Source organism: Arthrobacter terricola, assembly GCF_004354015.1.
Lineage (GTDB): Bacteria > Actinomycetota > Actinomycetes > Actinomycetales > Micrococcaceae > Arthrobacter > Arthrobacter terricola.
On record NZ_SMRU01000001.1, the window covers coordinates 293,592 to 318,658 of the forward strand.

The following is a 25,067-nucleotide window of genomic DNA, read 5'->3' on the forward strand; positions in this document are numbered from 1 at the left end:
GGAATGCTCCAGTGTGGCGGGCCCTGGAGCTGAGCAGGCTCGTCCCGGGGCTCGTTTGCGAGACCGCCGGGGCTTGTTCGCGAGACCGCCGCTACAAGCGCCGGAATCTGAAACAAGCCCCGGGATCTCACCAAAACCCGAGTCCCGCGACTTACTCAGTCGCCGCGGGGTTCCCGGCCGAGGAGTCGGTCTGCCAGAGGCCCAGGATGTTGCCTTCCGTGTCCTTGAAATAGGCGTAGTAGCCCATGCCCGGAACGGCGTCCTTGCCCTTGACCACTGAACCGCCTGCAGTCTCGATCTCGCCCAGCGACTTATCGATGTCCTCGACGTCCACCGTAATGATGGGTGTCTTCAGGTCTTCGGATCGCGGGAACAAGGCACCGTTAATGGCACCCGGCGCGCTCGGCATGCCAGTCTGCGGGTCTGACGGCGTGGTGATGGCAATCGTGTAGTCCATCCCCTGCATTGGATTGAGCATCCAGCCGAAGGCACCCTGGTAGAAAGTGTTGGCCCGGTCCTTGTTGTCCGCGGGGATTTCAAAATGCACTACGCCAGCCATTATTTTCTCCTGCGATTGTCTTGGAAGGCGCGGACGCCCCGCGCCACACGTGGAGTCTAGTCCCGGGGATTTGGCGGCGTAAGGGGTGTCGACGGCATCGGTTTCGGAAGATGTCGGAGGTGCGTGCGACGATGAATGAATGACCATCGCCGATGCCCCGCCCGCTGCAGCCGCGGCAGCAGACGCATCCCTGCGTTGGTACCCCGGAGGCTCCTTCGACCTTCACCAGACCCTTGGAATCCTCATGCGCGGCAATGGAGATCCCTCCTTCGCCGCATGGCAGGACGGCCTGTGGATGGCGTTCAATACCCCGGACGGTCCGGCAACCCTGCGGCTCACAGCCGCCGGGATCGGCAGAGAAACCTTCGTCGATGCCCAAACCTGGGGGCCGGGCGCCGGCTCGGCGATTGCATCCGTTCCGGCGTTGTTGGGCGGCCGCGACGATTGGTCCGGCTTTGATGAACCGGCCTTCCATGCCACGCTTCCGCGCATGGTCCGGGAAGCCCGACGCCGGAACCTCGCTGTGCGCCTGCCTTCCACCGGGCGCGTGGTTGATTCGCTGGTGCCGACGATCCTTGAGCAAAAAGTCACCACCATCGAGGCCCGCCGTGGTTACCGCTACCTGGTGTACCGCTACGGCACCGCAGCTCCCAGCGCCGGCCGCCTCTCGCCGTCGGGCCTTCTCGTTGCTCCGTCTCCGGACCGGTGGCTCGCGGTTCCTTCGTGGGAGTGGCACAAGGCCGGCGTAGGACCCCAGCGTTCGGCCACAGTCATGCGGGCGCTGCGATCCGCCGTCGCGCTCGAACGGCTCGCCACGCTGGATGCTGCGGAGGCCGGCACCAAGATGCAAACCATTCCGGGCATCGGAGTGTGGACCGCCGCCGAAGTGGTCCAGCGAACGCACGGGTGCCCTGATTCGATCGCTGTGGGCGACTACCACCTGGCCTCCTACGTGGGCTATGCGCTCACGGGCAGCAAGACCGACGACGCCGGAATGATCAAGCTCCTTGAACCCTGGCGCGGCCACAGGCAACGGGTGGTCCGCATGCTCGGCCTCAGCGGATTCCGCAAGCCCATGTTCGGCCCGCGCATAACCATCCAAGACCACCGGGGCCACTGATCGCCGCCCCCCAACGCGGGGTCACTTAGGGCCCATGTTGCTACCCGAGATGGGCCGTAAGTGACCGCGCGTTGGCTTAGACGGAGCGGAGTTTCGCCCGCTTGATCCGGAGGATGAGGCCAGCAAAACCTTCGGCTAGATCATGGGCATTGGCTTTGAAGTAGGACCAACCGGTGCTCGTGAAAGCCTCGTCCCTCCGGTTGTCCCGGGTCTGCTGTTCCCGCGTGAGATGCGGAGCGCCGTCGTACTGTACGGCGATCCGGAACCGTCGGTATCCCAGGTCTGCGGATGGCGACCACAGATCGTCCGGATCGAGGCGGAGCTGCAATTCCGGCTCAGGAAGCCCTGCATCCAATAAGGCGAGCCGCAGGAATGTCTCCGGAAATGAGTCGGCGCCAACCCGCATATCTTCGAGGGCAAGCCGGGCTTTCTCGACGCCTTTCATGTTCGGATGCTGCCGGATGAGAAGGCGCAGCCCTTCCTTGTCCGCGTAGGGCTCCGTCCTTCCCTCCAAGGCCGGCCGAGGCATGCGGATCAACTGGTCGCCCATGGCAATGACGTACCGCAGGGGCAGTTGCTGTGCCAGGTCAAGCCAGGTTCTCGGCGGAGAGGACATCCGTATTCCGTCTATTTCCGTGACTTCGCCTGCGAGGACACGCACTCGGTGTCCCGTCACTCCCCTCCGACGGACTCGGGGAAGCTCGTAGGGCTTACTGAGATGGACGGCCTCATCATCACCCATCCACGGAGGCAAGCCGAGCCGGGTCAGCACCGCAGCGCTCTCGTGGGATACCCACGCTCCCGGAGTTGCCGCCAAAAGGACGCGTGCCCGTTCGGCAAGCACAAACTCACGACCAGCGGGCAAATGAATCAGCCGGCCGCCGTCGGACACGTCCCTGGCCCGGAGCCGCTTCGGAGCGACGCCAAGCACACGGGATTCATAGACCGTGAAAGGACGGCTGACGAGCTCCTTTGGCAGGGGACGTATGCGGACCATGCGATCCAGTTTGTCTGCAAACGGAACCGAGCGAGGAGTTATCCACAGGCACCCTTGCAATCAGCCAACGCGGGGTCACTTACGGCCCATGTTGCTGCCCCGAATGGGCCGTAAGTGACCCCGCGTTGGGCTAGAGGCCGAGACGTGCCACGGCCTCTTCCCGCATGTCGATCTTCCGCACTTTGCCGGACACAGTCATGGGGAAGGAATCCCGGATATCGACGTAGCGCGGAATTTTGTAGTGGGCCAGCTTGCCCCGGCAGAACTCCTGCAATCCGGCAAGGTCCAACTCCGCCCCCGGTTTGAGGATGATGCACGCCATCAATTCCTCGCCGTACTTGGGATCCGGAACACCGATGACCTGCACGTCCTGGACCGCGGGATGCCGGTACAGGAATTCCTCGATTTCACGCGGATAGATGTTCTCGCCACCACGGATGACCATGTCCTTCATACGGCCTTCAATCACGATGAAGCCCTCGGAGTCCATTCGCGCGAGGTCGCCAGTGTGCATCCAGCCCTCGTCATCGATGGCTTCCGCCGTCTTTTCGGGCTGGTTCCAATAGCCGGCCATCACCGCATAGCCACGCGTACACAGCTCCCCGATCACGCCTCGCTCCACAGTTTCGTCAGTGACCGGGTCCACCACCTTGGACTCGAGCCGCGGCATAGTCCGCCCGACCGTGGTGGTCCGCTGTTCAAGGGTGTCTGAGGCGAGGGTCATCGTGGAGACGGGCGAGGTCTCCGTCATGCCGTAGCAAATGGCGACGTCGCGCATGTTCATCTCAGCGATGACCCGCTCCATGACCTCGATGGGGCACAGCGAACCAGCCATCACACCGGTTCGCAATGTCGAGAGGTCATAGGATGCGAAGTCTGCGAGGGCCAGTTCGGCGATGAACATCGTGGGCACGCCATACAGGGACGTCCCGCCGAAATCCTGGACGGCTTCGAGGGCCGAGGCCGGCGTGAATCCGCGGCCTGGGATGATCGTGGCCGCGCCGAAGCTCAGGGCGTTCAGGTTCCCGATCACCATGCCGAAGCAGTGGTAGAAGGGCACCGGGAGGACCACGCGGTCGCGTTCCGTATAGCCCAGCAGCTTTCCGATCTGGTTGCCGTTGTTGAGGATGTTGTGGTGCGTGAGCGTCGCGCCCTTGGGAAAGCCCGTGGTGCCGGAGGTGTACTGCAGGTTGATGGGGTCGTACGGGTCCAGTTCCGCCATGCGCGCCTTCAGCGCCAAGGGCCCGACGTCGTCCGCTCGCTTGAGCAGCTCCGCGAATGTCAGCTCTGCGTCGCTTTGCGGCTCACCGGCGTCGAGGATGTCCAGTCTTCCATCCGGGAGGAAGACCAATTCCCTCAACGCGTGACAATCGGCCAAGGCTTCCCTGGCCATCGACACGTAATCGCTGTTCTTGTCCGACGGCGCGGCCACAAGCATGCGCATGCCGTTCTGCCGGACCACGAATTCGAGCTCATGGCTCCGGTAAGCCGGGTTGACGTTGACCAGGATCGCGCCGACCTTTGCCGTGGCGTACTGCATGATGGTCCATTCGGCGCAGTTAGGGCTCCAGATTCCCACCCTGTCGCCTTTGGCGACGCCCAGGGCGAGTAAGGCACGGGCGAGGCGGTCGACGTCGTCGTTCAGTTTTTCGTAGCTCCAGCGGCGGGCTTCCCCACCCGGCACCGGGGCCGCTTCGATCAGCGCGTCCCTCAGCGGGAACCGCGCGGCGACGCGTTCGAAGTTGGCGCCAATGGTCTCTTCAAGCAGCGGAACGTCGGCGTCCCCGGCTGTGTAGGAAAGCATGAACGCACGTTACCGCCTGAGCATGTCCAAGAGAAGGCCCTTGCTAGGAAGTCCTACAAAATATTTTCAGGGGCCCCAAACCAAACCGGTAAGGTGAAATCCATGAGTGCACCCATCGACCTGCAGGCCACGTTCATCCCCAACGACGGCGAGTTCTTCCGCGTCAAGCTCGCCCTTGAAATCGCGATCGACGAAGTGGTGAACGAACCCGGCTGCATCCGCTACGAGCTCACGGAAGCGAATGAGGACAAGCTGGTCCTCACCGAGCAGTGGGAGTCCGAAGAGCTCCTCGACAAGCACTCAAAGGGCATCGCGGTCCAGGACCTCAACGAGTCCCTCAGCGCACTCCTGGCCGAGCCGGTCAAGGTGGAGCGTATCTAGGCAGCCTTAAACAGAATCGCCTGCCCCGCCAAACGGGGACAGGCGATTCTTTCGTTTAAGGGAACGTCCGCGCTAGGAGTTTTCCGCGCGCTGCTTCGCGACGTGCGCGTGGACTTCAGCCATGTCCAGGCCCTTGACTGCTTCGATGACCTGCTCCAACTGCGGGCCGTTCAGGGCGCCGGGCTGCGAGAAGACCAGGACCTTTTCGCGGAAGGCCATCAGCGTCGGGATGGAGGAAATCCCGGCCTCAGCCGCAAGCTGCTGCTCGGCTTCGGTGTCCACCTTGGCGAAAAAGACATCCTCATGTTTCTCGGATGCAGCCTGGTACGTCGGCGCAAATTGCCTGCACGGGCCGCACCACGCCGCCCAGAAATCCACCAGGACAATGTCATTGCCTTCGATGGTCGATGCGAACTGTTCGCCAGTGATGTCAACTGTAGCCATGTTTCCACCGTACGCGAGGATGCCCGCTAAGTCGCCCTTGTTCGCTACCCGGCTAATCGGGAATAAAGCACGACGACGGCGGTGCGGCCGGCGCGGCTGTCAGCGCCAGAGATGCGGGGCCGGCTTGCGCGAGCCCGGAAGCGCGTTGTTTTCACGCCATTCGTGGATCCACTCAGGGAGTTCAAGGCCGGCCGGAGGTGCGCCGAATTCCGCCAGGATGGTTTCCTGGCTTACCGGACGGCCGTTGGCCACAAGCCTCGTCGCAATATGTGCGCGGGCGTAGATTTCGCCGTCCACCACCATGCGTTGTTCAAAATAAATGGCCTTGGAATCAAGCCCGATAATCCGCGACTCAATCGTGTAGCGCTGCCAGAGTCGCAATGACTTCCGGAAAGCGATGGTCTCCCCCGCGGCTACTGGCGTCCAGCCCCGTCGACGCATCTTTTGCCAGATCCCAGCCCGAACCATGAGGTCGAAGCGGCCCAGATCCATGAGCGAAAAATACATTCCATTATTGACGTGCATGGCAATGTCAATGTCCGTTGGCAGGGCCCGCATTGGGAGGGACGACGTGTCCCAAACGCTGAGCCGGCTTCGCTTGGAGGAAGTGAACAGGAGCAACAGGGTACGCAGCAGCAGGTGCATTCCAGTCATGTTACCCGTGGGTAATAAATGGGGAAAGCTTTTGTTTTGTGTGTCACTTCATGGCATGTCGTTTACCGTCGGTTCACATGCCGCAGGCAGAATGTCTGGAAATAAAAAGCAAGAAGCACCAAGGAGATCCCGTGAGCACCACCCAGACCGCAACCCCGCATGCAGAAGTATGGCCGGAACTTCCACTGCATCAGGAATTGGTCCTCGAGGATACCCGCGGCAACAGGATCGTGGGGACCCTGGACGGCATGACCAACGACCGCAGCACTTTGTGGATCCAATTGAAAGGCGGACTGGGCCGGCAATTGGTGCACCATCTGGATGGCTACTGGCTGGCCAACTAATCCGACCAACTTTTCGACGCGGAAATTCGCCGGCGACGCCGAAAATGCCCCGCGCCCCTGGAATTCCAGGTGCGCCAGTCCATTTCCGTGTCGCGAGACCGAACCGGCATCGCCAGACCCAATCCGCGTCGCGGGACGGAATCTGCGTCGCAGGCAAACAAAAAAATCCCCGGAACCATATGGTTCCGGGGATCTCATTTTGTGGCAGATGAGGGATTCGAACCCCCGTAGGCAGTGCCAGCTGATTTACAGTCAGCCCCCTTTGGCCGCTCGGGTAATCTGCCGAACTTCAAAAGAAGATCACTCACACCAACCGTTTCGTTTCCGATCCCGTAAGCGCGAGCAAGACAACCTTACAGAACTTCTGCCGAAGAATCGAATCGAGGCCCGAAAGCCCGGAAACACGCGGTTTCTCAGGCATCACCGAAGATCCGGCCGGCGAGTTTGGCTTCGAAACTGGCCGCCTGCTCAGCGGTGATCTGGTTGAGTTGCACGGCCCGCTGAAGGTCGGCATGAACACCATCCATCCGAGACGCAGCATCCGGCACGGGGCTCAGGACCACGGAAGCGGCGACGGCGGCTGCTGCGACAGCACTTGCTGCGGTAGCGGCGGCGGCTCCAATCGACCCGGCGGCGGCAGCTGCTGACTTGGTGACGTAACGGACGGCATGGTGGCTCATAGTGCTCCCTTTCAGGATGGGCTCTTCCAACACGTACAACTCTTACGTTGCAGTCTCAGTTCCGACCTAGCACATCCTGTGAGCTGACTGTGAACCCAAAGCCCATCCCGGGCGCTTCCGTACTAGGCTGGATGGCAGACAAATGCGCCCTCCGGGCCGCAAATCACCATCAAAGGAGAGTCATGGCAGGCGAATCCACATTCGACGTCGTCAGCAAGGTCGACAAGCAGGAAGTTGCCAACGCGCTCAACCAGTCCCAGAAGGAGATCGCCCAGCGGTACGACTTCAAGGGCGTCGGCGCGGAAATCGACTTCAGCGGCGAGAAGATCCTCATGAAGGCCAACTCCGAGGACCGCGTCCTCGCAGTCCTGGACGTATTCCAGTCCAAGCTCATCAAGCGCGGCATCTCCCTGAAGTCCCTCGACCAGGGTGAGCCGTACCCCTCCGGCAAGGAATTCCGCCTGGAGTGCTCCATCAAGGAGGGCATCGCCCAGGACATCGCGAAGAAGATCAACAAGATCATCCGCGACGAAGCTCCGAAGTCCGTCAAGTCCCAGATCCAGGGCGACGAGCTCCGCGTCACGTCGAAGTCCCGCGACGACCTCCAGGAAACCATGAACATCCTGAAGAAGTTCGAAGAGGCGGACCTCCAGTTCGTCAACTTCCGCAGCTAAGACCGGTTCTGCCTTGTGATTACTGGGAAGTTGCTTCAGTAGTCCGCAGAATCCCCGAGGACCGCAGCGATCAGCCTTGATCCTGCGGTCCTCGTTTTGTCTTCGCTCCAAGGGTCATCGAGTCTCGACGGATCCCCGTCAACGCCTGATCAAGGCCAGCGACACCCCACGCACGAACCCCGGCAAGGGCGCTCAGACCGAAGATATAGACAGTGTCAGGCCCCGGTACTACGATCCAGTCCAAGGGCGCCTGTATAGGCGCCAACGCCACAGTGCGACTCTTTGGGGGGAGTGAGCCATGAGCCTTGTTGCAGGAGCCCTTTCGGCTTTCCCGTCGTGGTCGAAGACCTCGCCCTCATGGCCAACCATCACTCCACTATCGGCGTGTTATTTGCCGGCCTCGAAAGGATCGAGATGAGTCAAGCGAGCCCGTATGGGCCTCCCACTCCAGGCGCAGCACCCACGTATCCCGCACCACCGCTGCCTACTGGTCAGAAGTCTTTCCTTGCGACCTGGCTGTTATCACTTCTCGTCGGAGGTCTTGGCATAGACCGCTTCTATCTTGGAAAGGTCGGAACGGGCATCCTGAAGTTGGTCACCTTCGGTGGCTTCGGGATCTGGTCGCTTGTTGACCTCATCATCACCTTGGCGGGTAAACAAACCGACAAAAAGGGGCAGCCGCTCCAGGGTTATGGTCAGCACAAGCTCGTGGCCCTCATCGTCACCGCAGTTCTTCTGGTTGGCGGGATCATAGTAAGCGCCAGCAGTGTCGCAGCCAGCGTATCGGCCGTCAAGAATGCGACACCGATTTCAACCGCTCCGGCGTCACAGGCTAAGGGCGCGGACACTGGACCGGCGACGACACCACCCGCACAGGCCACTCAGGCAGCGCCAACGGCGCCCAAGGTAGCCACCCAGACATTCACCGGCACCGGTGACGACATCAAAACAGCAAACCTCGCGGGCGCCCCGGCCATCGTGACCTTCACCTGCCCGGCCTGTGACGGCAACACCGTCTTGAAGACCAACGGAGGCGACAGCCTTCTGGTCAACACCATCGGCGCTTACACCGGAAGCCACATCGTGGACACCTCGAACGGCTCGGTAACCTCTGAATTCACCGTCCAAGCCACCGGAAACTGGACATTGACAATCGCTGACATCACCACGATTAAGCCAACTAGCGGCGTGGCAAGCGGTCATGGGGACCAAGTGGTCTTTCTGTCAGGCACGTCAACGAAGGCCGCGATCACCAACCAAGGCGAGAGCAACTTCGTTGTCAACGGGTATGGAGGATCGTTTCCCGAGCTCGCGGTCAACACCATCGGATCCTACAAGGGGACTGTTCAGTTGACTGCCCCGGGATTTGTTCAGGTCACGTCAAGCGGCGACTGGACAATCACCCCCCAGTAGATGGCCTAGGAAGCCATAACGTCCCCGTCTGCACGGGTGCCGCGCCCCCCATCGGAGCGCGGCACCCTCTGGTGGGAGATAAGCCCGTGAGCGCTCTGGCTGCGACGGCGCGAAAGGACCGATCATTGGAAATTAGATTCGAGATGGTATCGCGAGCAAAGATACCGCTGATGAAAACGCGCCGTACTGCGGTAACGGATTTGTACTACCGCGACAAGGGAATTTGCTGGCTATGCCAGGGACTAGTTGACCTGGAGGTACGCGGCCTGGATCCTCGCAGTCCCGAGATCGACCATGTGATTCCCATATCCGCAGGAGGTCTGGATGTCTGGGGGAACGTCAACCTGTCCCACAGGGCGTGCAACATTCTGAAATCAGACGGTGCTGCGGACCAGTTCGCGCCCTCGGAATATCGAGCCAATCTAGAGCGCATGGTCTTCAGGAACACCCACCCAGACTTGTGGCTTCACATGCTTATTTGCCGACGAGAAACCGAGCTGAAGGACGTCAACAGGGAGCTGCGCGGGATCCGGCGGGAGCAAAAGGGGCTGAAGGACACTGCTGGACGTCGCGCCGACAAGCCAAGACTCCGTTCATTCCAAGATCAGATTGACGGCCTGAATTTGAGAGCCAGCCACGCGAGAGCCTACATACGAATGCACCGCCAAGACCTCGAGACCCTGAAGCCAATGCGCCAGTTGTGCCAACTTGGCAAGTAGGCAGTCGCACCGGGCCTGTTGCCGGGATCATTGGGACAGTAGCAGCGTCGTTATTGGCCTATTCCACGTCCCGGCCTGTCACCTTCCGGCGGGAAGCTTTCGACCGCGACGTGGACGGGAACGGCGACTCAACAGCGCGCGGGGCCCTGGCCTTCTCCGTCTTGGCCTTCTCCTTGCGTGCGAGGTACGCAAGCATCCCGTCGACTTGCGCGTCAGTGAGCGCGAACTTCTTACGCGCGAGCGGCGTGTATTCGATGTGCCCTTCGCGGATGAGGGTGCGGATGGTGGACGGACTGATCCCTCCGAGGTCTTTGGCGACCTGCTCGGGGGTTCGCAGACCATCGGGACGCCGTTCAGGGGGCTCGCCTACCCCTTTCAAAAGGTCAAGGAACCGCGCCACAGCCTCGTCGTCAGCTTTGAAAGCTGCCCTGAGGTCCAGAGCACTCAGGTTCATATCCTCGGTCGCGCGGGCCGTTGCACGCGCCTCGTTGAAGGCGTCGCGCAACGCCTCGATCAGTCCCTTGTTCATGATGGGCTCTTCTTTCGATTAGTGGTCTCCAGTGATGGTGCGGACGCTGGGTAGTCCGCAGAAAGTCCGCAAGAGGTCCGCAAACCACCATTTTCGTGCTATCGCGGTCAACCCTAGAATCCCCGGAATCTAGCGCATTTCAACCCTCGTCAACACCCCCCAACCGGTAGCTGGCAGTTCGTCAACTTCCGCAGCTAGCTTTCAGTTTCGGCTTAGGCCGCTTCCAAGAAGTACGACGACGGCGCGCTGCCCCCTAAGCGGGCGACGCGCCGTCGTCGTTCTGCTTTGGCGGTCTGCAGGCCAGCCGCGCCGTGTCACGCGACGCAACCTTTTGGGACGGTAGCCGGAAAGAGACCCTGGAATCCCGAGGGCGCGGCGACCCGGGGGCAGCAAAAGCCTGCCTGGCGTGACAACCACCACTGCGTAACCTCCAAATAATTACGACACGTTTCTTTTGCGGAATCCCCTCCAGCGGGTACTGTTTTTTCTTAGGCGAGCCTAAGTGTGGCTCCCCTAACGAAAGATGCCACATGACCGCCAACTTCCTGATCGGCCTCCGCGAGGGCCTCGAAGCGACCCTCGTCGTCGTCCTCCTCATGGCTTACCTGGTCAAGACCGGGCGCCGCTCGCTGCTCCCACGCCTGTGGGCCGGAGTCGGACTCGCCGTCGCCGTGTCCGTCGCATTCGGCGCCCTCCTCACCTTTGGCCCGAAAGGGCTGACGTTCGAGGCACAGGAAGCGATCGGCGGCGGGCTGTCCATTCTGGCCGTCGCCCTGGTCACGTGGATGGTCTTCTGGATGGCACGGACGGCACGCAGCCTCGGCGGCGAACTCAAGGCCAAAGTGGACAAGATGGCCGACGGAACCGTGTGGGGCCTCGTCCTGGTCGCCGCCCTCGCGGTGGGCCGGGAAGGGCTTGAGACGGCGCTCTTCCTCTGGGCGGCCGCGCAGGCCAGCGGGGAGTCGACCCAACCGCTCCTAGGCGCGCTGCTTGGCCTGGCTGTCGCCGCAGGACTCGGGTACCTCCTCCACCGCGGAGTGCTCAAGGTCAACCTCTCGCGCTTCTTCACCTGGACCGGGGTGGGACTCATCGTCATCGCAGCCGGTGTCCTCGCCTACGGCCTCCACGACCTCCAGGAAGCCAGGATCCTCCCGGGCCTCGACAGCCTCGCATTCAACGTTTCCGCCGCCATCCCGCCGTCGTCCTGGTACGGAACGCTGCTGAAGGGAACCATCAACCTGTCGCCGGAAACCACGTGGCTGCAGGCCGGTGCCTGGCTCTTGTACGTCATTCCGGTCCTGGTCTTCTATATCCGGGCCAACAGGTCCGGACCGTCCAAGCCCCACGGCAACACCGCGGCCGTCCAAGGCAAGGACGCAACGCCTGACTCCCGCGCCGCCACGGCCGCTTAGTCGATTTTCCCGCACCCCCAAAAACGAAGGACACCCCCATGCCTGGCCCCACCCTGCCCAAAATCAGCTTTCCGAAGAAGTCCGCCGCCCGGAAGTCCCTCGCCGTGATCGCGGCAGCCGCAGCCGTTCCCCTGGTCCTCAGCGGCTGCACCGACAACGCCAAACCCTCCGGTTCCAGTGCGTCGGCAGGACCCATCCAGGTCACCAGCACCACCACCGAGTGCAAGATTTCCGCCACGAGCGCAGCGAGCGGCAACCTGAGCTTCGCCGTCAAGAACGACGGCACGGAGGTCACGGAGTTCTACCTGCTTGCTGAAGATGGGCTGCGGATCGTGGGCGAAGTAGAGAACATCGGGCCCGGACTGACCCGAAACCTCGTGGTCACCGCATCGCCGGGCAAGTACACCACGGCTTGCAAGCCGGGCATGCAGGGCGACGGCATCCGCTCCGCCTTCCAAGTCACCGATTCCGGCACCAAGTCCACAGTGGACGCCGACTTCCAGAAACTCGTGGACACCGGAGTCCAGCAATACACGGCCTACGTCAAGGACCAGACGGAGCAGCTCGTCACGGGAACCAAGGCATTTGCTGATGCCTACGCAACCGGAGACAGTGCAAAGGCGCGCGATCTCTACGCTTCGACCCGCATGCACTGGGAACGGATCGAACCGGTCGCCGAGTCGTTTGGCGACCTCGACCCCAAGCTCGACGCGCGCGAGGCCGACCTCGAACCCGGCCAGACGTGGACCGGTTGGCACCGCGCTGAAGAGGACCTGTTCCCGCCCACGGGCTACACGGCCCTCAGCGCGGCGGAGCGCCAGGCCCTCGCAGCACAGCTCGTCGCGGACACCGAGGAACTCGGCAAGCGCACACGGACCGTGGAGCTTTCGGCGGACAAACTCGGCAACGGCGCCAAGGAACTGCTCGACGAGGTGGCCCGGGGCAAGGTGACCGGCGAAGAGGAAACCTGGTCGCACACCGATCTCTGGGACTTCCAGGCCAACGTCGACGGCGCCCGGATCGCCTTCGAAAACCTCAAGCCCGCCCTCACGCAGAAGGACGCCGCGCTGGCCACGAGCCTCGACGAGAAGTTCGCCGCATTGCAGGCTGAGCTCAAGAAGCATTCCAAAGGCTACGGATTCGTCTACTACAACGAGCTCAAGCCTGCCGATGTCCAGCAGCTCGCGGCCCTCGTCGACGCCCTCGGGGAACCGCTCTCGAAGCTCACCTCGGCTGTGGTCCTGTGACCGGCTGCCCGTTCAACCACGAGCCTGAGGCGCCCGACGGCGGGAGCGGACCTTCCGCCGTCGGGCTGGCTGGCGCGGCGGCCGGGTCGGCTGGCTCTGCGGCTGGGCCGGCGTCGGAACCGGCGAAGCGCGGGTTCTCACGTCGCGGACTGTTGTCCCTTGCCGGCATCGGCGGTGCCGGCGCCGTCGCGGGGCTCGCCGCGGGCTACTTGGGCCATGACGCCGTCGCGGCGTCAGCTGCACCGGCAACCGCCCCGAGTTCCGTGGTTCCCTTCTACGGCGAGCGCCAGGCAGGCATTGTCACTCCGGCGCAGGACCGCCTCCATATGGCCGCCTTCGACGTCACAGTGGAAGATCGCGCCGCCGTGATCAAGCTGCTCAAGGACTGGACCGCGGCGGCCGAAGCCATGACTGCCGGCCGGACTACGGGCGCGACCGGCGCCGTCGACGGCCCATACGACGCCCCGCCGGAAGACACAGGTGAGGCGCTCGACCTCGGCGCCGGGAACCTCACGCTGACGTTCGGCTTCGGCCCGAGCTTCTTCGAGAAGGACGGGAAGGCCCGTTTTGGCCTGGAAGGCCGGCGCCCCGACGCCCTGATCGACTTGCCGCATTTCCCCGGCGACGCCCTCCAACCGGAACGGACCGGCGGGGACCTCGTGGTCCAGGCGTGCGCCGACGACCCCCAAGTGGCCGTCCACGCGATCCGCAACCTCGCCCGGATCGGCTTCGGAAACGTCCGCGTCCGCTGGTCCCAACTCGGCTTCGGCCGGACCTCCTCCACTTCCAGGGCACAGGCAACTCCGCGGAACCTCTTCGGCTTCAAGGACGGCACTGCCAACCTCAAGTCGGAGGACACTTCGCTCCTGGACGACCACGTGTGGGCCACTGCCGGAACCCGTCCGGGTGAAGCCTGGATGTCCGGAGGCAGCTACCTCGTCTCGCGCCGGATCCGGATGCTCATCGAGATCTGGGACCGGACGTCGCTGCGGGAACAGGAGGGCTTGATCGGCCGGACAAAGGGTGCCGGGGCGCCGCTGTCCGGAGGTGAGGAATTCTCCGTGCCGGACTTCGGAATCAAGGGCCGCGACGGTGAGCCGCTGATTGCCCTCGACTCCCATGTCCGCCTTGCCCACGCGGATCAGAACAACGGCGTGAAGATGCTGCGTCGTGGCTACAACTACACAGACGGCTCGGACGGAGTCGGGCACTTGGACGCCGGCCTGTTCTTCATCGCATTCGTGAAGGATCCGAGGACGCACTACGTGCCCATGCAGATGGCCATGGCGAAGAGCGACAGGCTGGCGCTCGAATACTTGAAGCACACGGGTTCGGGCCTGTTCGCAGTGCCCCCGGGTTTCAAGCCTGGCGGATTCATCGGCGACGGACTCTTCACCTGAGGACCGCCGTCGTCGAAAGCGCGTGACGGCGGCGCGAGGGCCGCCGTCGAAAGTGCGCGGCGGCCGGGTGTGCGTACCCTTAGGAAAGAGGCCGTCCAGCCATCCGCTCGAGACGCTCGATGCGGTCCCGCATCGGCGGGTGGGTAGCGAACAGCTTGGTCACCGCACCGCCGCGGAACGGGTTGGCGATCATGAGGTGCGAAGTGTTGACGAGGCGCTGATCCTGCGGCAACGGCACCTGCTTGACGCCCGCCTCGATCCTCCGCAGGGCTGAGGCGAGTGCCAACGGGTCGCCAGTGAGTTCGGCACCGTCGTGGTCGGCGTCGTACTCCCTGGTCCGGGAGATGGCGAGCTGGATCAGCGAAGCGGCAAACGGGGCGAGAAGGGCCATGGCGAGCATCGCGATCGGGTTGGCGTTCCTCCGGTCCCCGCCGCCGAAGAACAGGAACATCTGGCCCACCGAGGTAATGACGCCCGCTACGGCGGCAGCGATGGATGAGGTCAGGATGTCGCGGTTGTAGACGTGCATGAGTTCATGCCCAAGTACGCCCCGGAGCTCGCGGGCGTCGAGCAACTGGAGGATGCCCTCGGTGCAGCACACGGCGGCATTCTTCGGATTCCGGCCGGTGGCGAAAGCATTAGGCGTCATGGTGGGCGAAACGTAAATGCGCGGCATGGGCTGGTTCGCCCGCATCGAAAGCTCTCGCACGATGTAATACAGCTGCGGAGCTTGCTCTTCCGAGACCGGGAAGGCCGACATTGAGCGCAGGGCGATTTTGTCGCTGTTCCAATATCCATAGGCCGTGGTGGCAACACCGATCAGCGCCATGATCCACAGGGGCGACGCACTGCGGGTACCCGCACCGATCACGGCACCAAGTCCAAGCAGCACCGCCCAAAGCACACCGAACAGCGCTGCGGTTTTCAGGCCATTGTGATGATTATGCACTTCACTACTTTCTTGGAGTTATCTCGCGGTGATGCATCAATTAACGCCGATGGGTGCTCTTACGTTCCAGCATAAGTTTGCTTGGTGTACGGGGCACGGCACGCGCCGCTAGGGCACGGGGTGCTGGGCGTCGTACTGCAGAAATCCGCCCTGACAGCGGGACACGAGGTACGCCAGGACCGCGCACGACACACCGCCCAGCAACAATACCCACCCCTCGCTGAGCGCTTTCGTCACGCCACCAGCGAGCATGTCCCCGACCCTCGGGCCACCGGCGACCACCACGATGAACACTCCTTGCAGGCGTCCGCGCATATGGTCGGGCGTGGCCGACTGCAGGATGGTTGTCCGGAAGACGGCACTCACGGAATCCGAGATACCGGCGACCCCGCAACACAACGCCGCCAGGATGATCCAAGGGGTCGCGCCGCCGCGTCCCGAGTCGCCGGCCAGCACAACCACGAGGCCGAAAGCCGCGATGGAAAAGCCCCAGCCGGCGACAGACCAAACCACCGCATTCCCCTGCCGACGCACTCTTCCGAGAGGACCCGAAAAGAGCCCGGCAAGGAAGGCTCCGACGGCGACCGAAGCGAGCAGGATACCCACCGTTGTGTCGCCGCCACCGAGCATGGTGGCCGCGATCGCGGGCATGAGCGCCCGCGGCTGGGCGCAAATCATGGCGATGAGGTCGATGACGAACGTCATGCGGAGGTTGGGCCGGGTGCCCAGGAAGCGGAAGCCTTCGACGACGGAGCGCAGCCCGGGTGCCGACGCACCGTCGGCGGGTGGCATGGCCGGAAGCCTGAACAGGCTCCAGAGCGCGAATGCGAAGCTGACGGCGTCGATCGTGTAGGTCCAGCCAAAGCCGCTCGAAGCAACGAGGACGCCGGCCAGGAGGGGGCCCGACGTCATCGAGATGCCCATGTTGAGCATGCTCAGTGCGTTCGCGGCGGGCAGCAGTTCCTTCCGGACCAACAGCGGGATGATGGCACTCCGCGCGGGACCGTTGATGCCTTGGGCGCCGCTCTGGACAGCGACGAGGGCGAACAACACCCACACGTTGTTCACTTGGAGCCAGGCCTGGAGGGCAAGGGCCCCTGAGCAGGCCCACAAGAGCAGGGACGACGCAATGGCGACCTTCCGGCGGTCGTATGCATCGGACACTGCTCCGCCGAACAATCCCGCGACCACCAGGGGAACCAAGGCAAAAATACTGAGCAGGCCCACATAGAGGCTTTGCTGCGTGATGCTGTAAACCTCGAGGCTGACGGCAACGAGCGTCAACTGCGATCCGACCATCGACACGGAAGACCCTAGCCATAAGCCCCTGAATGCCGGGCTCTCGCGCAAGGGTGTGATGTCAGCCAGGAGTTTCGCCACCGTCCAACCCTACCGAGCAACCAAGCGGCGCGATGACCGCGCAACTGTAGCGTCCGACGTCGGGATCCCCGGCAGTGCGGCGGGGCGCGTCCGCGACCCGCGCCCAACTTAGCCTCGCCTTATTGTGAAGAACTCATAATAAGTGCTTCAATGGGGGTATGGCAGATCACACGGTGGACCAGGAAGCGTGGGCTTCCGCCCTGCATTCCCACGGACGCCGCGTTACCAAACAGCGTCTCGCCGTTCTTGCTGCCGTTCAGAACCACCCGCATTCCCCTGCCGAGGCCATTCTGGCCGCCGCGCGCAAGGACCTCCCCGAGCTGACAGCGCAGTCTGTTTACGTGGTACTGAGCGACCTCACGGACTTACAGATGCTGCGGCGCTTCGAGCCACCCCATTCGCCGGCGTTGTACGAAACGCGGGTAGGAGACAACCACCACCACGCCGTGTGCATCAGTTGCGGCAGGGTGGAGGACGTCGATTGCGCCGTCGGCCATGCACCATGCCTCACTCCGCATTGGGATGAACATTCCAAGCCAATGACCATCCAGATCGCAGATGTGCTGTACCAAGGCATCTGCCAGGACTGCCAGGCAAAACAACAGCTTCCTACTCAAACGTATGCAACCCACGAAATAGGAGAACGATGACCGCGAAGATTTCGACTACCCAGTCGGGCGCACCCGTCATTTCGGACGCGCATTCGAAGTCCGTTGGCGCTGATGGTGCCATCATCCTGACCGACCACTACCTGGTGGAAAAGCTCGCGCAGTTCAACCGCGAGCGGGTCCCGGAGCGTGTGGTCCACGCCAAGGGCGGCGGCGCCTTCGGTACGTTCAAGACCACCTCGGACGTCTCCAAGTACACCAAGGCCGCCTTCCTGCAGCAGGGTGTCGAGACGGACATGCTCATCCGTTTCTCCTCCGTCGCCGGCGAGAACGGTTCCCCGGACACCTGGCGCGACCCCCGCGGTTTCGCCGTGAAGTTCTACACCTCCGAGGGCAACTACGACCTCGTGGGCAACAACACCCCGGTGTTCTTCATCCGCGACGGCATCAAATTCCCGGACTTCATCCACTCCCAGAAGCGCCTCCCGGGCACCCACCTGCGCAACGCCGACATGCAGTGGGACTTCTGGACCCTCTCCCCCGAGTCCGCCCACCAGGTCACCTGGCTCATGGGCGACCGCGGCCTGCCCGCGTCCTGGCGTGAAATGCAGGGCTACGGCTCGCACACCTACCAGTGGATCAACGCCGAAGGCGAACGCTTCTGGGTCAAGTACCACTTCAAGTCCAACCAGGGCGTGAAGTCCATCTCCGGCGACCGCGCCGAAGAACTGGCCGGTTCCGACGCCGACTTCTACATCCGCGACCTCTACGAAAACATCGACGCCGGCAACTTCCCGTCCTGGGAACTGCACGTGCAGGTCATGCCCTACGAGGACGCCAAGACCTACCGCTTCAACCCGTTCGACCTGACCAAGGTGTGGCCGCACTCGGACTACCCGCTGATCCACGTCGGCACCATGGAGCTGAACAAGAACCCGCAGAACTACTTCGCGCAGATCGAGCAGGCCACCTTCGCGCCCTCGAACTTCGTCCCGGGTATCGCCGCTTCCCCGGACAAGATGCTGCAGGCCCGCATCTTCTCCTACGCCGACGCACACCGCTACCGCGTGGGCACCAACCACGCCCAGATCCCGGTGAACCAGCCCAAGAACGAGGTCAACAACTACAGCCAGGACGGCGCGGGACGTTTCCTGTTCAACGCCCCCTCGGTTCCGGTCTACGCGCCGAACTCCGTCGGCGGCCCGGCTGCCGTTGAGCAGAACCCGGCCGCTGGCTGGGAGAACGACGGCGAACTCACCCACGCCGCCCACTCCCTGCACGCCGAGGACGGCGACTTCGTCCAGGCAGGCAACCTGTACCGCGATGTCTACAACGACGGCGAAAAGGCCCGCTTCCTCGAAACCATCACCGGTGCAGTCGGCGGCGTCAAGAGCGCCGACATCAAAGAACGCGCCATCCAGTACTGGACCAACGTCGACGCCGAACTCGGCGCCAAACTGCGCGCCAACCTCGGCGCCGGCGAAGGCTAATCGGACGCTGAAGCGGCCAACAAGCTTTAGCAACGCAGGGCTTCGGCTCCGGCTTCGCTGAACGCGTTGCACGCAAAGCAGCCCCGCTGTGGATTTCTCCACAGCGGGGCTGCTTTGGTTTTGGGGATGGGTTGGGTTGGGCTTGGTTTGACCGGCGGGACGGGAAGGACCGGGGCTTGTTTGCGGGACGACTCCGAATGCGAAACAAGCCCAGAACTGGACGAACAAGTCCGCACTGCCCACGCCCGGCCCGCAGCTCGTTTTCGGAACCAGCGCTCGTAGGCGCCGGATAGGAAACAAGCTCAGAGCTGGACCAACACGTTCGCGACGAAGGTTCGCCCGGGCAGGCATCGGCACACCGGCGGGGCGATGACTTTCCCGCGCACAAATTCAACCTTGGCATGAATGCGGTGAGGGTCAGCCGGATCCTCTTCCGGGGATCGCGTCCCATCCCCCGAGGTTTTCCACATAGTCAATTTGGGCTCTGGTCATGGTTGCGCGACCGTCCATAGGATCCTTCCATGAGCACATTTACCGGAATCCCCGCTGCCGCCATCGCGTTCTACGCCGAACTTGAAGACAACAACAACCGCGAGTGGTGGTTGGAACATAAGGATGTCTACGACTCATCGGTCAAGGAGCCTTTGTCCCTGCTTCTTGCGGAGCTTGAGGACCAATTCGGTCCGGCCAAGATCTTCCGCCCAAATCGGGACATCCGGTTCTCGGCCGACAAATCGCCCTACAAGACTGCCCAAGGAGCATTCGCGGCCACCAAGGAAGGCACGGGCTTCTACGTCCAACTGAGCGCAGAAGGCCTGCTTATCGGTGGCGGTTGCCACTCGCATTCGCCCGCTCAAATCAACCGATTCCGTGCCGCTGTCGATGCCCCGGTCAGCGGAGAAGCGCTACAACATATTGTCGAAGCAGTCGCAGCCGCTGGCTTCGCCATAGAAGGGGAGAAACTGAAGACCGTGCCACGTGGATTCGACAAAGACCATCCCCGGGCAGAATTGCTCAAGCACAAGTCCCTGTCCGCGGGAATCGAACTGGGCGAACCCGATTGGTTGTCCACGTCGGAAGCGAAGAAGGAAATTGCCGCCCGATGGGAGCAGTTGCGGCCACTGGTCGAATGGATGAGCGAGCACGCGGCACCCTGACCCGTTGACGACGCCCCGTCTGACACGACCCGAACTTCGCCCGGCGCCTAGCGATGCGTCGCGTGTGTGTGCGACCAGGCAGGTAACATCCAACGCTTCGCGCGAACCGCTCGGCATCCTATCCGGGACGCCCGAAGCCAGGCACCGTAACGAACCCGCGCCCCGCCAACTCCGCCCCGCACCATAACGAGCCCGCGCCCCGCAATCCCGCGCCGGCACCAAACTCATCACCACGCAGCAACGTGTGCGCGGGGAGTGGGTGCGACGAAGCAGGAGAACCCCTCAGACCGTGCGGCCCAAGGGGTTCTCTACTAGAGGAACCGGACACCGTTGGTTCCCTGCGGTGCTAGACCTTCGTGAGGTCCTCGCTGTCTGCGTCAGGTGCAGCAACGGCTGACTTCGCTTCGGCGAACTTCTCGTTCAGGCGGGAGTGCCTCTGTCCATACGCGAAGTAGATGGCGAGTCCGATTGCCAGCCAGATCGCGAAGAAGATCCAGGTCTCCACGGCCAAGTTAGTCATCAGGTAGAGGCACAAGATGGCAGACACCACGGGGAGAACTTTGCCGAACGGTACCCGGAATGCTGGTTTCAGGTCGGGGCGCCGCTTTCGCAGGACCAGAATGCCAAGGCTCACCATGACGAATGCTGAAAGGGTCCCGATGTTGATCATTTCCTCGAGGAGGTCCACGTTGGTCAGGCCGGCCACGATTGCCACAGCCGCGCCGCAAATGATCTGGAGCCGCACCGGCGTCGAACGCTTGTCGCTTGTCTTGGACAGGGCGCGAGGCAGGAGTCCGTCACGACTCATGGCGAGGACCACACGGGCCAAGCCCATGAGCAGCACCATGATGACCGTGGTCAAACCGATCAGCGAGCCGAAGGCGATGACCTTGGCCGCGTCCGTGTTGCCTACGGCTTCGAAGGCCGTGGTCAGTGTGGGGTTCTCGGCCTGAGCCAACTGCCTGTAGGACACCATGCCGGTCAGAGCGAGGGAGACCAGGATGTACAGGGCCGTTACAAGGGCCAAGCCACCGAAGATACCCCGCGGCAGGGTCTTCTGCGGAGTCTTGACCTCTTCCGCGGAAGTGGCAACGACGTCGAAGCCGATGAAGGCGAAGAACACCAGGGCCGCGCCAGCGAAAATGCCGAGCGTCCCGTACTGCGCCGGAACCGCGCCGGTCAGGAAGCCGAAGAGCGACTGCTTCATGACGTCAGCGCCACCGTTACCCCCAGTGGGCTGCGACGACGGGATAAACGGCGTGTAGTTGGAGAACTTCACGTACGTGAAGCCGACGATGATCACGAACAGCACCACGGCGATCTTGATCATCGTGAAGATGTTGCCCACCCGGGCTGAAAGCTTTGTACCGAGCACGAGGAGCACTGTGAAGATTGCGACAATCAGGAACGCACCCCAATAGAGATCGACGCCACCGATGTTCACCGCGGGAGGCATGTCGACCCCCATGAGAGCGAACACCTTGCTGAGGTAGATTCCCCAGTACTTCGCGATGACGGCTGCAGCCGTAAAGAGTTCAAGGATGAGGTTCCAACCGATGGTCCAGGCGAGCACCTCACCCATCGTGGCGTAGGTGAAAACATAGGCAGACCCGGCTACGGGGATTGCAGTGGCGAATTCGGCGTAGCACATGATGGCCAATGCGCAGGTTACCGCAGCGACCGCGAAGGAGATCGTCACCGCGGGTCCGGCAAAGTTTGCGGCGGCCTTCGCACCAACGGAGAAAATGCCGGCGCCGACAGCAACGGCGACTCCCATGATCATCAGGTCCCATGTGCTGAGGGAACGCTTGAGCTTGCGTCCGGGTTCATCGGCGTCCGCAATGGACTGCTCGATCGACTTGGTCCGGAAGAGGTTCATAAAAGAGTCCACAATCTTGATGGGGGTAGAAACAGACTCATCAAGAGTAGTGTCCATCCATTGGACGATCACATTTGTCCCACATCGCGAGACGGCCAGAAGGGCTGACAGGCCAATCTACGGCTTGGGGACGTTCCATTCCATCAGAGTGGAACGTATGAGGAAACGCTTGCCCTCCGGCGATTCAACGGAAAAGCCGCTCCCCCTGCCCGGCACCACGTCGACGGTCAAATGGGTATGGGACCAATATTCGAACTGTTCCCTCGACATCCAGAATTCCAAAGGCTGAGGACAATCTTCAGCACCAATATCGAATCGACCGAGGAGGACGTCGGAATCACCCGTCAGGAACTCGCCTGCCGGGTAGCACATCGGCGAGGAACCGTCGCAACAACCACCCGATTGATGGAACATCAGCGGCCCGTGTTGCTCCCATAGTTTATTCAAAAGTTCAATGGCGGCGGCGGTGAGCGCCACCCGGGAAAAGTCTTCCCCGGGCAGCGTCACAGCGGCTTCCAGCCTGGGTGCTTCCATCAGAACCTGAGAACCACGCGACCGTCGATTTTGGCGTGCTTCATTTCCTCGAAGACCGCGTTGACCTCGGACAACTCCCTGGTGGAAACCGTCGGATGAATCTTGCCCTGAGCATAGAAGTCGAGTGCTTCTTCCAGGTCTTGGCGCGTTCCCACGATCGAGCCCCTGACAGTCAGACCCTTGAGCACGATGTCGAAAATCGGAGCCGGAAAATCCCCCGGAGGCAGTCCGTTGAAGACGATCGTCCCGCCGCGCCGTGCCATGCCGATGGCTTGCCCGAATGCCGAGGGGTGAACGGCCGTCACCAAGACGCCATGCGAGCCGCCTGTCTCCCGCTGGATCGCCTCGGCCGGATCTTCATGCAACGCATTCACCGTTACCTCGGCGCCATGCTGCCGGGCAAGCGCCAACTTGTCATCGGCTATATCGACGGCGGCGACGCGGAATGCCATGGCAACGGCGTACTGCACTGCGATGTGCCCCAATCCGCCGATGCCGGAAATCGTCACCCATTGGCCCGGCTTGGCTTCAGTCATTTTCAAGCCCTTGTACACGGTGACCCCTGCGCACAACACCGGTGCGACTTCCACCGGATCCGAACCTGCCGGGATGCGGGCGGCAAAGCGGGTGTCCACCAGCATGTACTCGCCGAAGGAACCGTCCACGCTGTAGCCACCGTTTTTCTGGGCTTCGCATAACGTCTCCCATCCCGTTCGGCAATATTGGCAATCCCCGCAGGCAGACCAAAGCCATGCATTCCCTACCATGTCTCCAACAGCCAGATCCGTGACTCCCTCGCCGAGTTCCACCACCTCGCCGACGCCTTCATGGCCTGGAATGAATGGAGGTGTCGGTTTGACCGGCCAGTCCCCCTCGGCCGCGTGCAAGTCGGTGTGGCAGACCCCTGAGGTGATCAGTCGGACGAGCGCCTCGCCGGGACCCGGCGTCGGGCGTTCCACTTCCAAGACCTGAAGGTCGGTTCCGAATTGCGTCACAACTGCTGCGTTCATCGTCGTCATTGGCGATTCTCCTAAGTAGTTTTGTTGTCTTCCGGCTTCGAGTTTGTGTACAGATAACGCCGCCAAAAAGGCCGTCAAAAGGCCGTCAAAAAGGCGTTATCTGTACACAAACTCCTAGAAGAAGCCGAGTTTGTTCTCGTTGTAGCTGACCAACAGGTTCTTGGTCTGCTGGTAGTGGTCCAGCATCATCGCGTGGTTCTCACGTCCGATGCCCGAGGACTTGTAGCCGCCGAACGCGGCACCGGCCGGGTAGGCGTGGTAGTTGTTCACCCAGACCCGGCCCGCCTGGATTTCCCGTCCAGCCCGGTAAGCCACATTGCCGTTTCGTGACCACACGCCGGCGCCGAGTCCGTAAAGGGTGTCGTTGGCAATGCCGATGGCGTCGTTATAGTCGCTGAACTTCGTAACCGAAACCACCGGACCGAAGATCTCCTCCTGGAAGATACGCATCCGGTTGTGCCCCTCGAAAATGGTCGACTGGACGTAATAACCGCCAGCCAACTCACCCGGGAGTTCCGCACGGGCGCCCCCGGCAAGGATCTTGGCACCCTCCTGCTTTCCGATGTCGATGTACGAGAGGATCTTCTCCAGCTGGTCGTTCGAAGCCTGGGCGCCGATCTGCGTGTCGGTGTCCAGCGGATTGCCCTGGATGATTGTGCCCACTCGTGCGACAGCGTCCGCCATGAAGGAGTCGTACATCCCTTCCTGGACCAGGGCCCGCGAAGGGCAGGTGCATACTTCGCCTTGGTTGAAGGCGAACAGGGTGAATCCTTCCTGCGCCTTGTCATAGAACGCGTCGTTCTGCGCAGCGACGTCGTCGAAGAAGATGTTGGGGCTCTTGCCGCCGAGTTCCAGCGTGACCGGGATGAGGTTTTGGCTCGCGTACTGGCTGATCAACCGGCCTGTGGTGGTTTCGCCAGTGAAGGCGATCTTGCGGATCCGCGGGCTGGACGCCAGCGGCTTTCCGGCCTCGACACCAAAGCCGTTGACAACGTTGACCACACCCGCCGGGAGAAGGTCGGAGATCAATTCCATCAGGACCAGGATGGAGGCCGGAGTCTGTTCCGCCGGTTTGAGCACGACGGCGTTGCCCGCGGCGAGCGCCGGCGCGAGCTTCCAGACGGCCATGAGTATGGGGAAGTTCCACGGAATGATCTGACCGACGACCCCCAGGGGCTCGTGGAAATGGTAGGCCGTGGTGTCATCGTCCAGTTGGGACAAATGACCTTCCTGCGCCCGGATGGCCGAAGCGAAGTAACGGAAGTGGTCCGCGGCCAACGGGATGTCCGCGTTCAGTGTCTCCCGAACGGGCTTGCCGTTGTCCCACGTTTCGGCAACTGCCAGCAGCTCGACGTTCTCGTCAATGCGGTCGGCGATCTTGTTCAGGACGGCGGCGCGCTCGGTTGCGGAAGTCCTGCCCCAGGATGGAGCTACCTTGTGCGCGGCGTCTAGCGCCAACTCGATGTCCTCGGCCGTGCCGCGCGCAACCTCACAGAAGGCTTTTCCGGTGACGGGAGTGATGTTCTCGAAGTACTGCCCCTTGACCGGGGCAACCCACTCCCCGCCGATCCAGTTCTCGTAACGGTCCTTGAAGCTGACCTTTGAACCTTCTGCCCCTGGCTGTGCGTAAACAGTCATTGCTAGCTCCTTTGCTGCGCATCATGGTGGCTATCG

The 25,067-nt window shown here is 62.4% G+C and carries 25 protein-coding genes and 1 tRNA gene; 12 read left to right on the forward strand and 14 right to left on the reverse strand.

Annotation, left to right across the window (positions count from 1 at the left end; genetic code table 11):
* Nucleotides 1-151 precede the first annotated feature (151 nt).
* Nucleotides 152-559, reverse strand: a complete 408-nt coding sequence (locus E1809_RS01455) for a VOC family protein (RefSeq protein WP_133202441.1) — start codon at nt 557-559, stop codon at nt 152-154.
* Nucleotides 560-698: 139 nt separating this feature from the next.
* Here E1809_RS01455 and E1809_RS01460 point away from each other — a divergent pair, with 139 nt between their 5' ends.
* Nucleotides 699-1,679: a DNA-3-methyladenine glycosylase family protein gene (locus tag E1809_RS01460; protein WP_133202442.1), complete on the forward strand. Its 981-nt coding sequence runs from the start codon at nt 699-701 to the stop codon at nt 1,677-1,679.
* Nucleotides 1,680-1,755: 76 nt separating this feature from the next.
* Here the strand turns inward: E1809_RS01460 and E1809_RS01465 are convergent, their stop codons facing one another.
* Nucleotides 1,756-2,676 carry a hypothetical protein gene (locus tag E1809_RS01465; RefSeq protein WP_133202443.1) on the reverse strand — a complete coding sequence of 307 codons (921 nt, stop codon included), beginning with the start codon at nt 2,674-2,676 and terminating at the stop codon, nt 1,756-1,758.
* A gap of 130 nt (nt 2,677-2,806) precedes the next feature.
* Complete coding sequence (locus E1809_RS01470) at nt 2,807-4,480, reverse strand: AMP-binding protein (RefSeq protein WP_133202444.1); 1,674 nt, start codon at nt 4,478-4,480, stop codon at nt 2,807-2,809.
* Nucleotides 4,481-4,582: 102 nt separating this feature from the next.
* Between E1809_RS01470 and E1809_RS01475 the strand changes: the two genes are divergently transcribed.
* Entirely contained in the window at nt 4,583-4,861 is a 279-nt protein-coding gene (locus E1809_RS01475; RefSeq protein WP_133202445.1) for a putative quinol monooxygenase, read from the forward strand.
* 72 nt (nt 4,862-4,933) lie between these two features.
* Here the strand turns inward: E1809_RS01475 and E1809_RS01480 are convergent, their stop codons facing one another.
* Both E1809_RS01480 and E1809_RS01485 read right to left on the reverse strand, forming a co-directional pair.
* A complete protein-coding gene (locus E1809_RS01480; RefSeq protein WP_133202446.1) occupies nt 4,934-5,305 on the reverse strand; it encodes a thioredoxin family protein in 372 nt (123 codons plus the stop codon).
* A 99-nt stretch (nt 5,306-5,404) separates the two neighbouring features.
* Entirely contained in the window at nt 5,405-5,950 is a 546-nt protein-coding gene (locus E1809_RS01485; RefSeq protein ID WP_133202512.1) for an acyl-CoA thioesterase, read from the reverse strand.
* 140 nt (nt 5,951-6,090) lie between these two features.
* Between E1809_RS01485 and E1809_RS01490 the strand changes: the two genes are divergently transcribed.
* Nucleotides 6,091-6,303 (forward strand): hypothetical protein, encoded by a 213-nt coding sequence (locus E1809_RS01490; protein WP_133202447.1) that lies wholly within the window; start codon nt 6,091-6,093, stop codon nt 6,301-6,303.
* 202 nt (nt 6,304-6,505) lie between these two features.
* Here the strand turns inward: E1809_RS01490 and E1809_RS01495 are convergent.
* Together E1809_RS01495 and E1809_RS01500 are read right to left on the reverse strand one after the other, a co-directional pair.
* Nucleotides 6,506-6,587, reverse strand: a tRNA-Tyr gene (locus tag E1809_RS01495).
* Nucleotides 6,588-6,716: 129 nt separating this feature from the next.
* Nucleotides 6,717-6,983 (reverse strand): hypothetical protein, encoded by a 267-nt coding sequence (locus tag E1809_RS01500; protein WP_133202448.1) that lies wholly within the window; start codon nt 6,981-6,983, stop codon nt 6,717-6,719.
* Between the two features lie 182 nt (nt 6,984-7,165).
* Here E1809_RS01500 and E1809_RS01505 point away from each other — a divergent pair, with 182 nt between their 5' ends.
* The 3 genes from E1809_RS01505 (at nt 7,166) to E1809_RS01515 (ending at nt 9,789) form a co-directional block, all read left to right on the forward strand.
* Nucleotides 7,166-7,657 (forward strand): YajQ family cyclic di-GMP-binding protein, encoded by a 492-nt coding sequence (locus E1809_RS01505; protein ID WP_133202449.1) that lies wholly within the window; start codon nt 7,166-7,168, stop codon nt 7,655-7,657.
* A 336-nt stretch (nt 7,658-7,993) separates the two neighbouring features.
* On the forward strand, nt 7,994-9,070 hold the full coding sequence (locus E1809_RS01510; RefSeq protein ID WP_235835373.1) for a TM2 domain-containing protein: 1,077 nt from the start codon (nt 7,994-7,996) through the stop codon (nt 9,068-9,070).
* 170 nt (nt 9,071-9,240) lie between these two features.
* Complete coding sequence (locus tag E1809_RS01515; protein WP_165962170.1) at nt 9,241-9,789, forward strand: HNH endonuclease; 549 nt, start codon at nt 9,241-9,243, stop codon at nt 9,787-9,789.
* 58 nt (nt 9,790-9,847) lie between these two features.
* On the opposite strand, the gene E1809_RS01520 is transcribed toward E1809_RS01515, so the two are convergent.
* Entirely contained in the window at nt 9,848-10,318 is a 471-nt protein-coding gene (locus E1809_RS01520) for a hypothetical protein (RefSeq protein ID WP_133202451.1), read from the reverse strand.
* A 530-nt stretch (nt 10,319-10,848) separates the two neighbouring features.
* On the opposite strand from E1809_RS01520, the gene efeU reads away from it, so the two are divergent.
* Genes efeU through efeB form a run of 3 tightly spaced genes read left to right on the forward strand, consistent with a single transcriptional unit; the run spans nt 10,849 to nt 14,377 of the window.
* Nucleotides 10,849-11,730, forward strand: coding sequence for an iron uptake transporter permease EfeU (gene efeU, locus E1809_RS01525; RefSeq protein ID WP_133202452.1), 882 nt, complete (start codon nt 10,849-10,851; stop codon nt 11,728-11,730).
* A gap of 38 nt (nt 11,731-11,768) precedes the next feature.
* Complete coding sequence (gene efeO, locus E1809_RS01530; protein ID WP_133202453.1) at nt 11,769-12,977, forward strand: iron uptake system protein EfeO; 1,209 nt, start codon at nt 11,769-11,771, stop codon at nt 12,975-12,977.
* Nucleotides 12,974-14,377 carry an iron uptake transporter deferrochelatase/peroxidase subunit gene (gene efeB, locus E1809_RS01535; protein ID WP_133202454.1) on the forward strand — a complete coding sequence of 468 codons (1,404 nt, stop codon included), beginning with the start codon at nt 12,974-12,976 and terminating at the stop codon, nt 14,375-14,377. Before efeO ends, efeB begins: the two co-directional genes overlap by 4 nt.
* Before the next feature lie 79 nt (nt 14,378-14,456).
* Here efeB and htpX read toward each other — a convergent pair whose 3' ends face one another.
* Nucleotides 14,457-15,326: a zinc metalloprotease HtpX gene (gene htpX / locus E1809_RS01540; RefSeq protein ID WP_133202455.1), complete on the reverse strand. Its 870-nt coding sequence runs from the start codon at nt 15,324-15,326 to the stop codon at nt 14,457-14,459.
* A 108-nt stretch (nt 15,327-15,434) separates the two neighbouring features.
* A complete protein-coding gene (locus E1809_RS01545; protein WP_133202456.1) occupies nt 15,435-16,706 on the reverse strand; it encodes an MFS transporter in 1,272 nt (423 codons plus the stop codon).
* A 158-nt stretch (nt 16,707-16,864) separates the two neighbouring features.
* Here E1809_RS01545 and E1809_RS01550 point away from each other — a divergent pair, with 158 nt between their 5' ends.
* The 3 genes from E1809_RS01550 to E1809_RS01560 all read left to right on the forward strand — a co-directional run bounded on the left by E1809_RS01550 (nt 16,865) and on the right by E1809_RS01560 (nt 19,961).
* Entirely contained in the window at nt 16,865-17,356 is a 492-nt protein-coding gene (locus E1809_RS01550) for a Fur family transcriptional regulator (protein WP_133202457.1), read from the forward strand.
* Nucleotides 17,353-18,804, forward strand: a complete 1,452-nt coding sequence (locus E1809_RS01555; protein ID WP_133202458.1) for a catalase — start codon at nt 17,353-17,355, stop codon at nt 18,802-18,804. Before E1809_RS01550 ends, E1809_RS01555 begins: the two co-directional genes overlap by 4 nt.
* Before the next feature lie 521 nt (nt 18,805-19,325).
* A complete protein-coding gene (locus E1809_RS01560) occupies nt 19,326-19,961 on the forward strand; it encodes a DUF2461 domain-containing protein (protein ID WP_133202459.1) in 636 nt (211 codons plus the stop codon).
* Nucleotides 19,962-20,307: 346 nt separating this feature from the next.
* Here the strand turns inward: E1809_RS01560 and E1809_RS01565 are convergent, their stop codons facing one another.
* The 4 genes from E1809_RS01565 to exaC all read right to left on the reverse strand — a co-directional run bounded on the left by E1809_RS01565 (nt 20,308) and on the right by exaC (nt 25,031).
* Entirely contained in the window at nt 20,308-21,840 is a 1,533-nt protein-coding gene (locus tag E1809_RS01565; RefSeq protein ID WP_133202514.1) for an amino acid permease, read from the reverse strand.
* A gap of 117 nt (nt 21,841-21,957) precedes the next feature.
* On the reverse strand, nt 21,958-22,374 hold the full coding sequence (locus E1809_RS01570) for a DUF779 domain-containing protein (RefSeq protein WP_133202460.1): 417 nt from the start codon (nt 22,372-22,374) through the stop codon (nt 21,958-21,960).
* Complete coding sequence (adhP, locus tag E1809_RS01575; protein ID WP_133202515.1) at nt 22,374-23,384, reverse strand: alcohol dehydrogenase AdhP; 1,011 nt, start codon at nt 23,382-23,384, stop codon at nt 22,374-22,376. Before adhP ends, E1809_RS01570 begins: the two co-directional genes overlap by 1 nt.
* A 123-nt stretch (nt 23,385-23,507) precedes the next feature.
* Entirely contained in the window at nt 23,508-25,031 is a 1,524-nt protein-coding gene (gene exaC, locus E1809_RS01580) for an acetaldehyde dehydrogenase ExaC (protein ID WP_133202461.1), read from the reverse strand.
* Nucleotides 25,032-25,067: the final 36 nt, after the last annotated feature.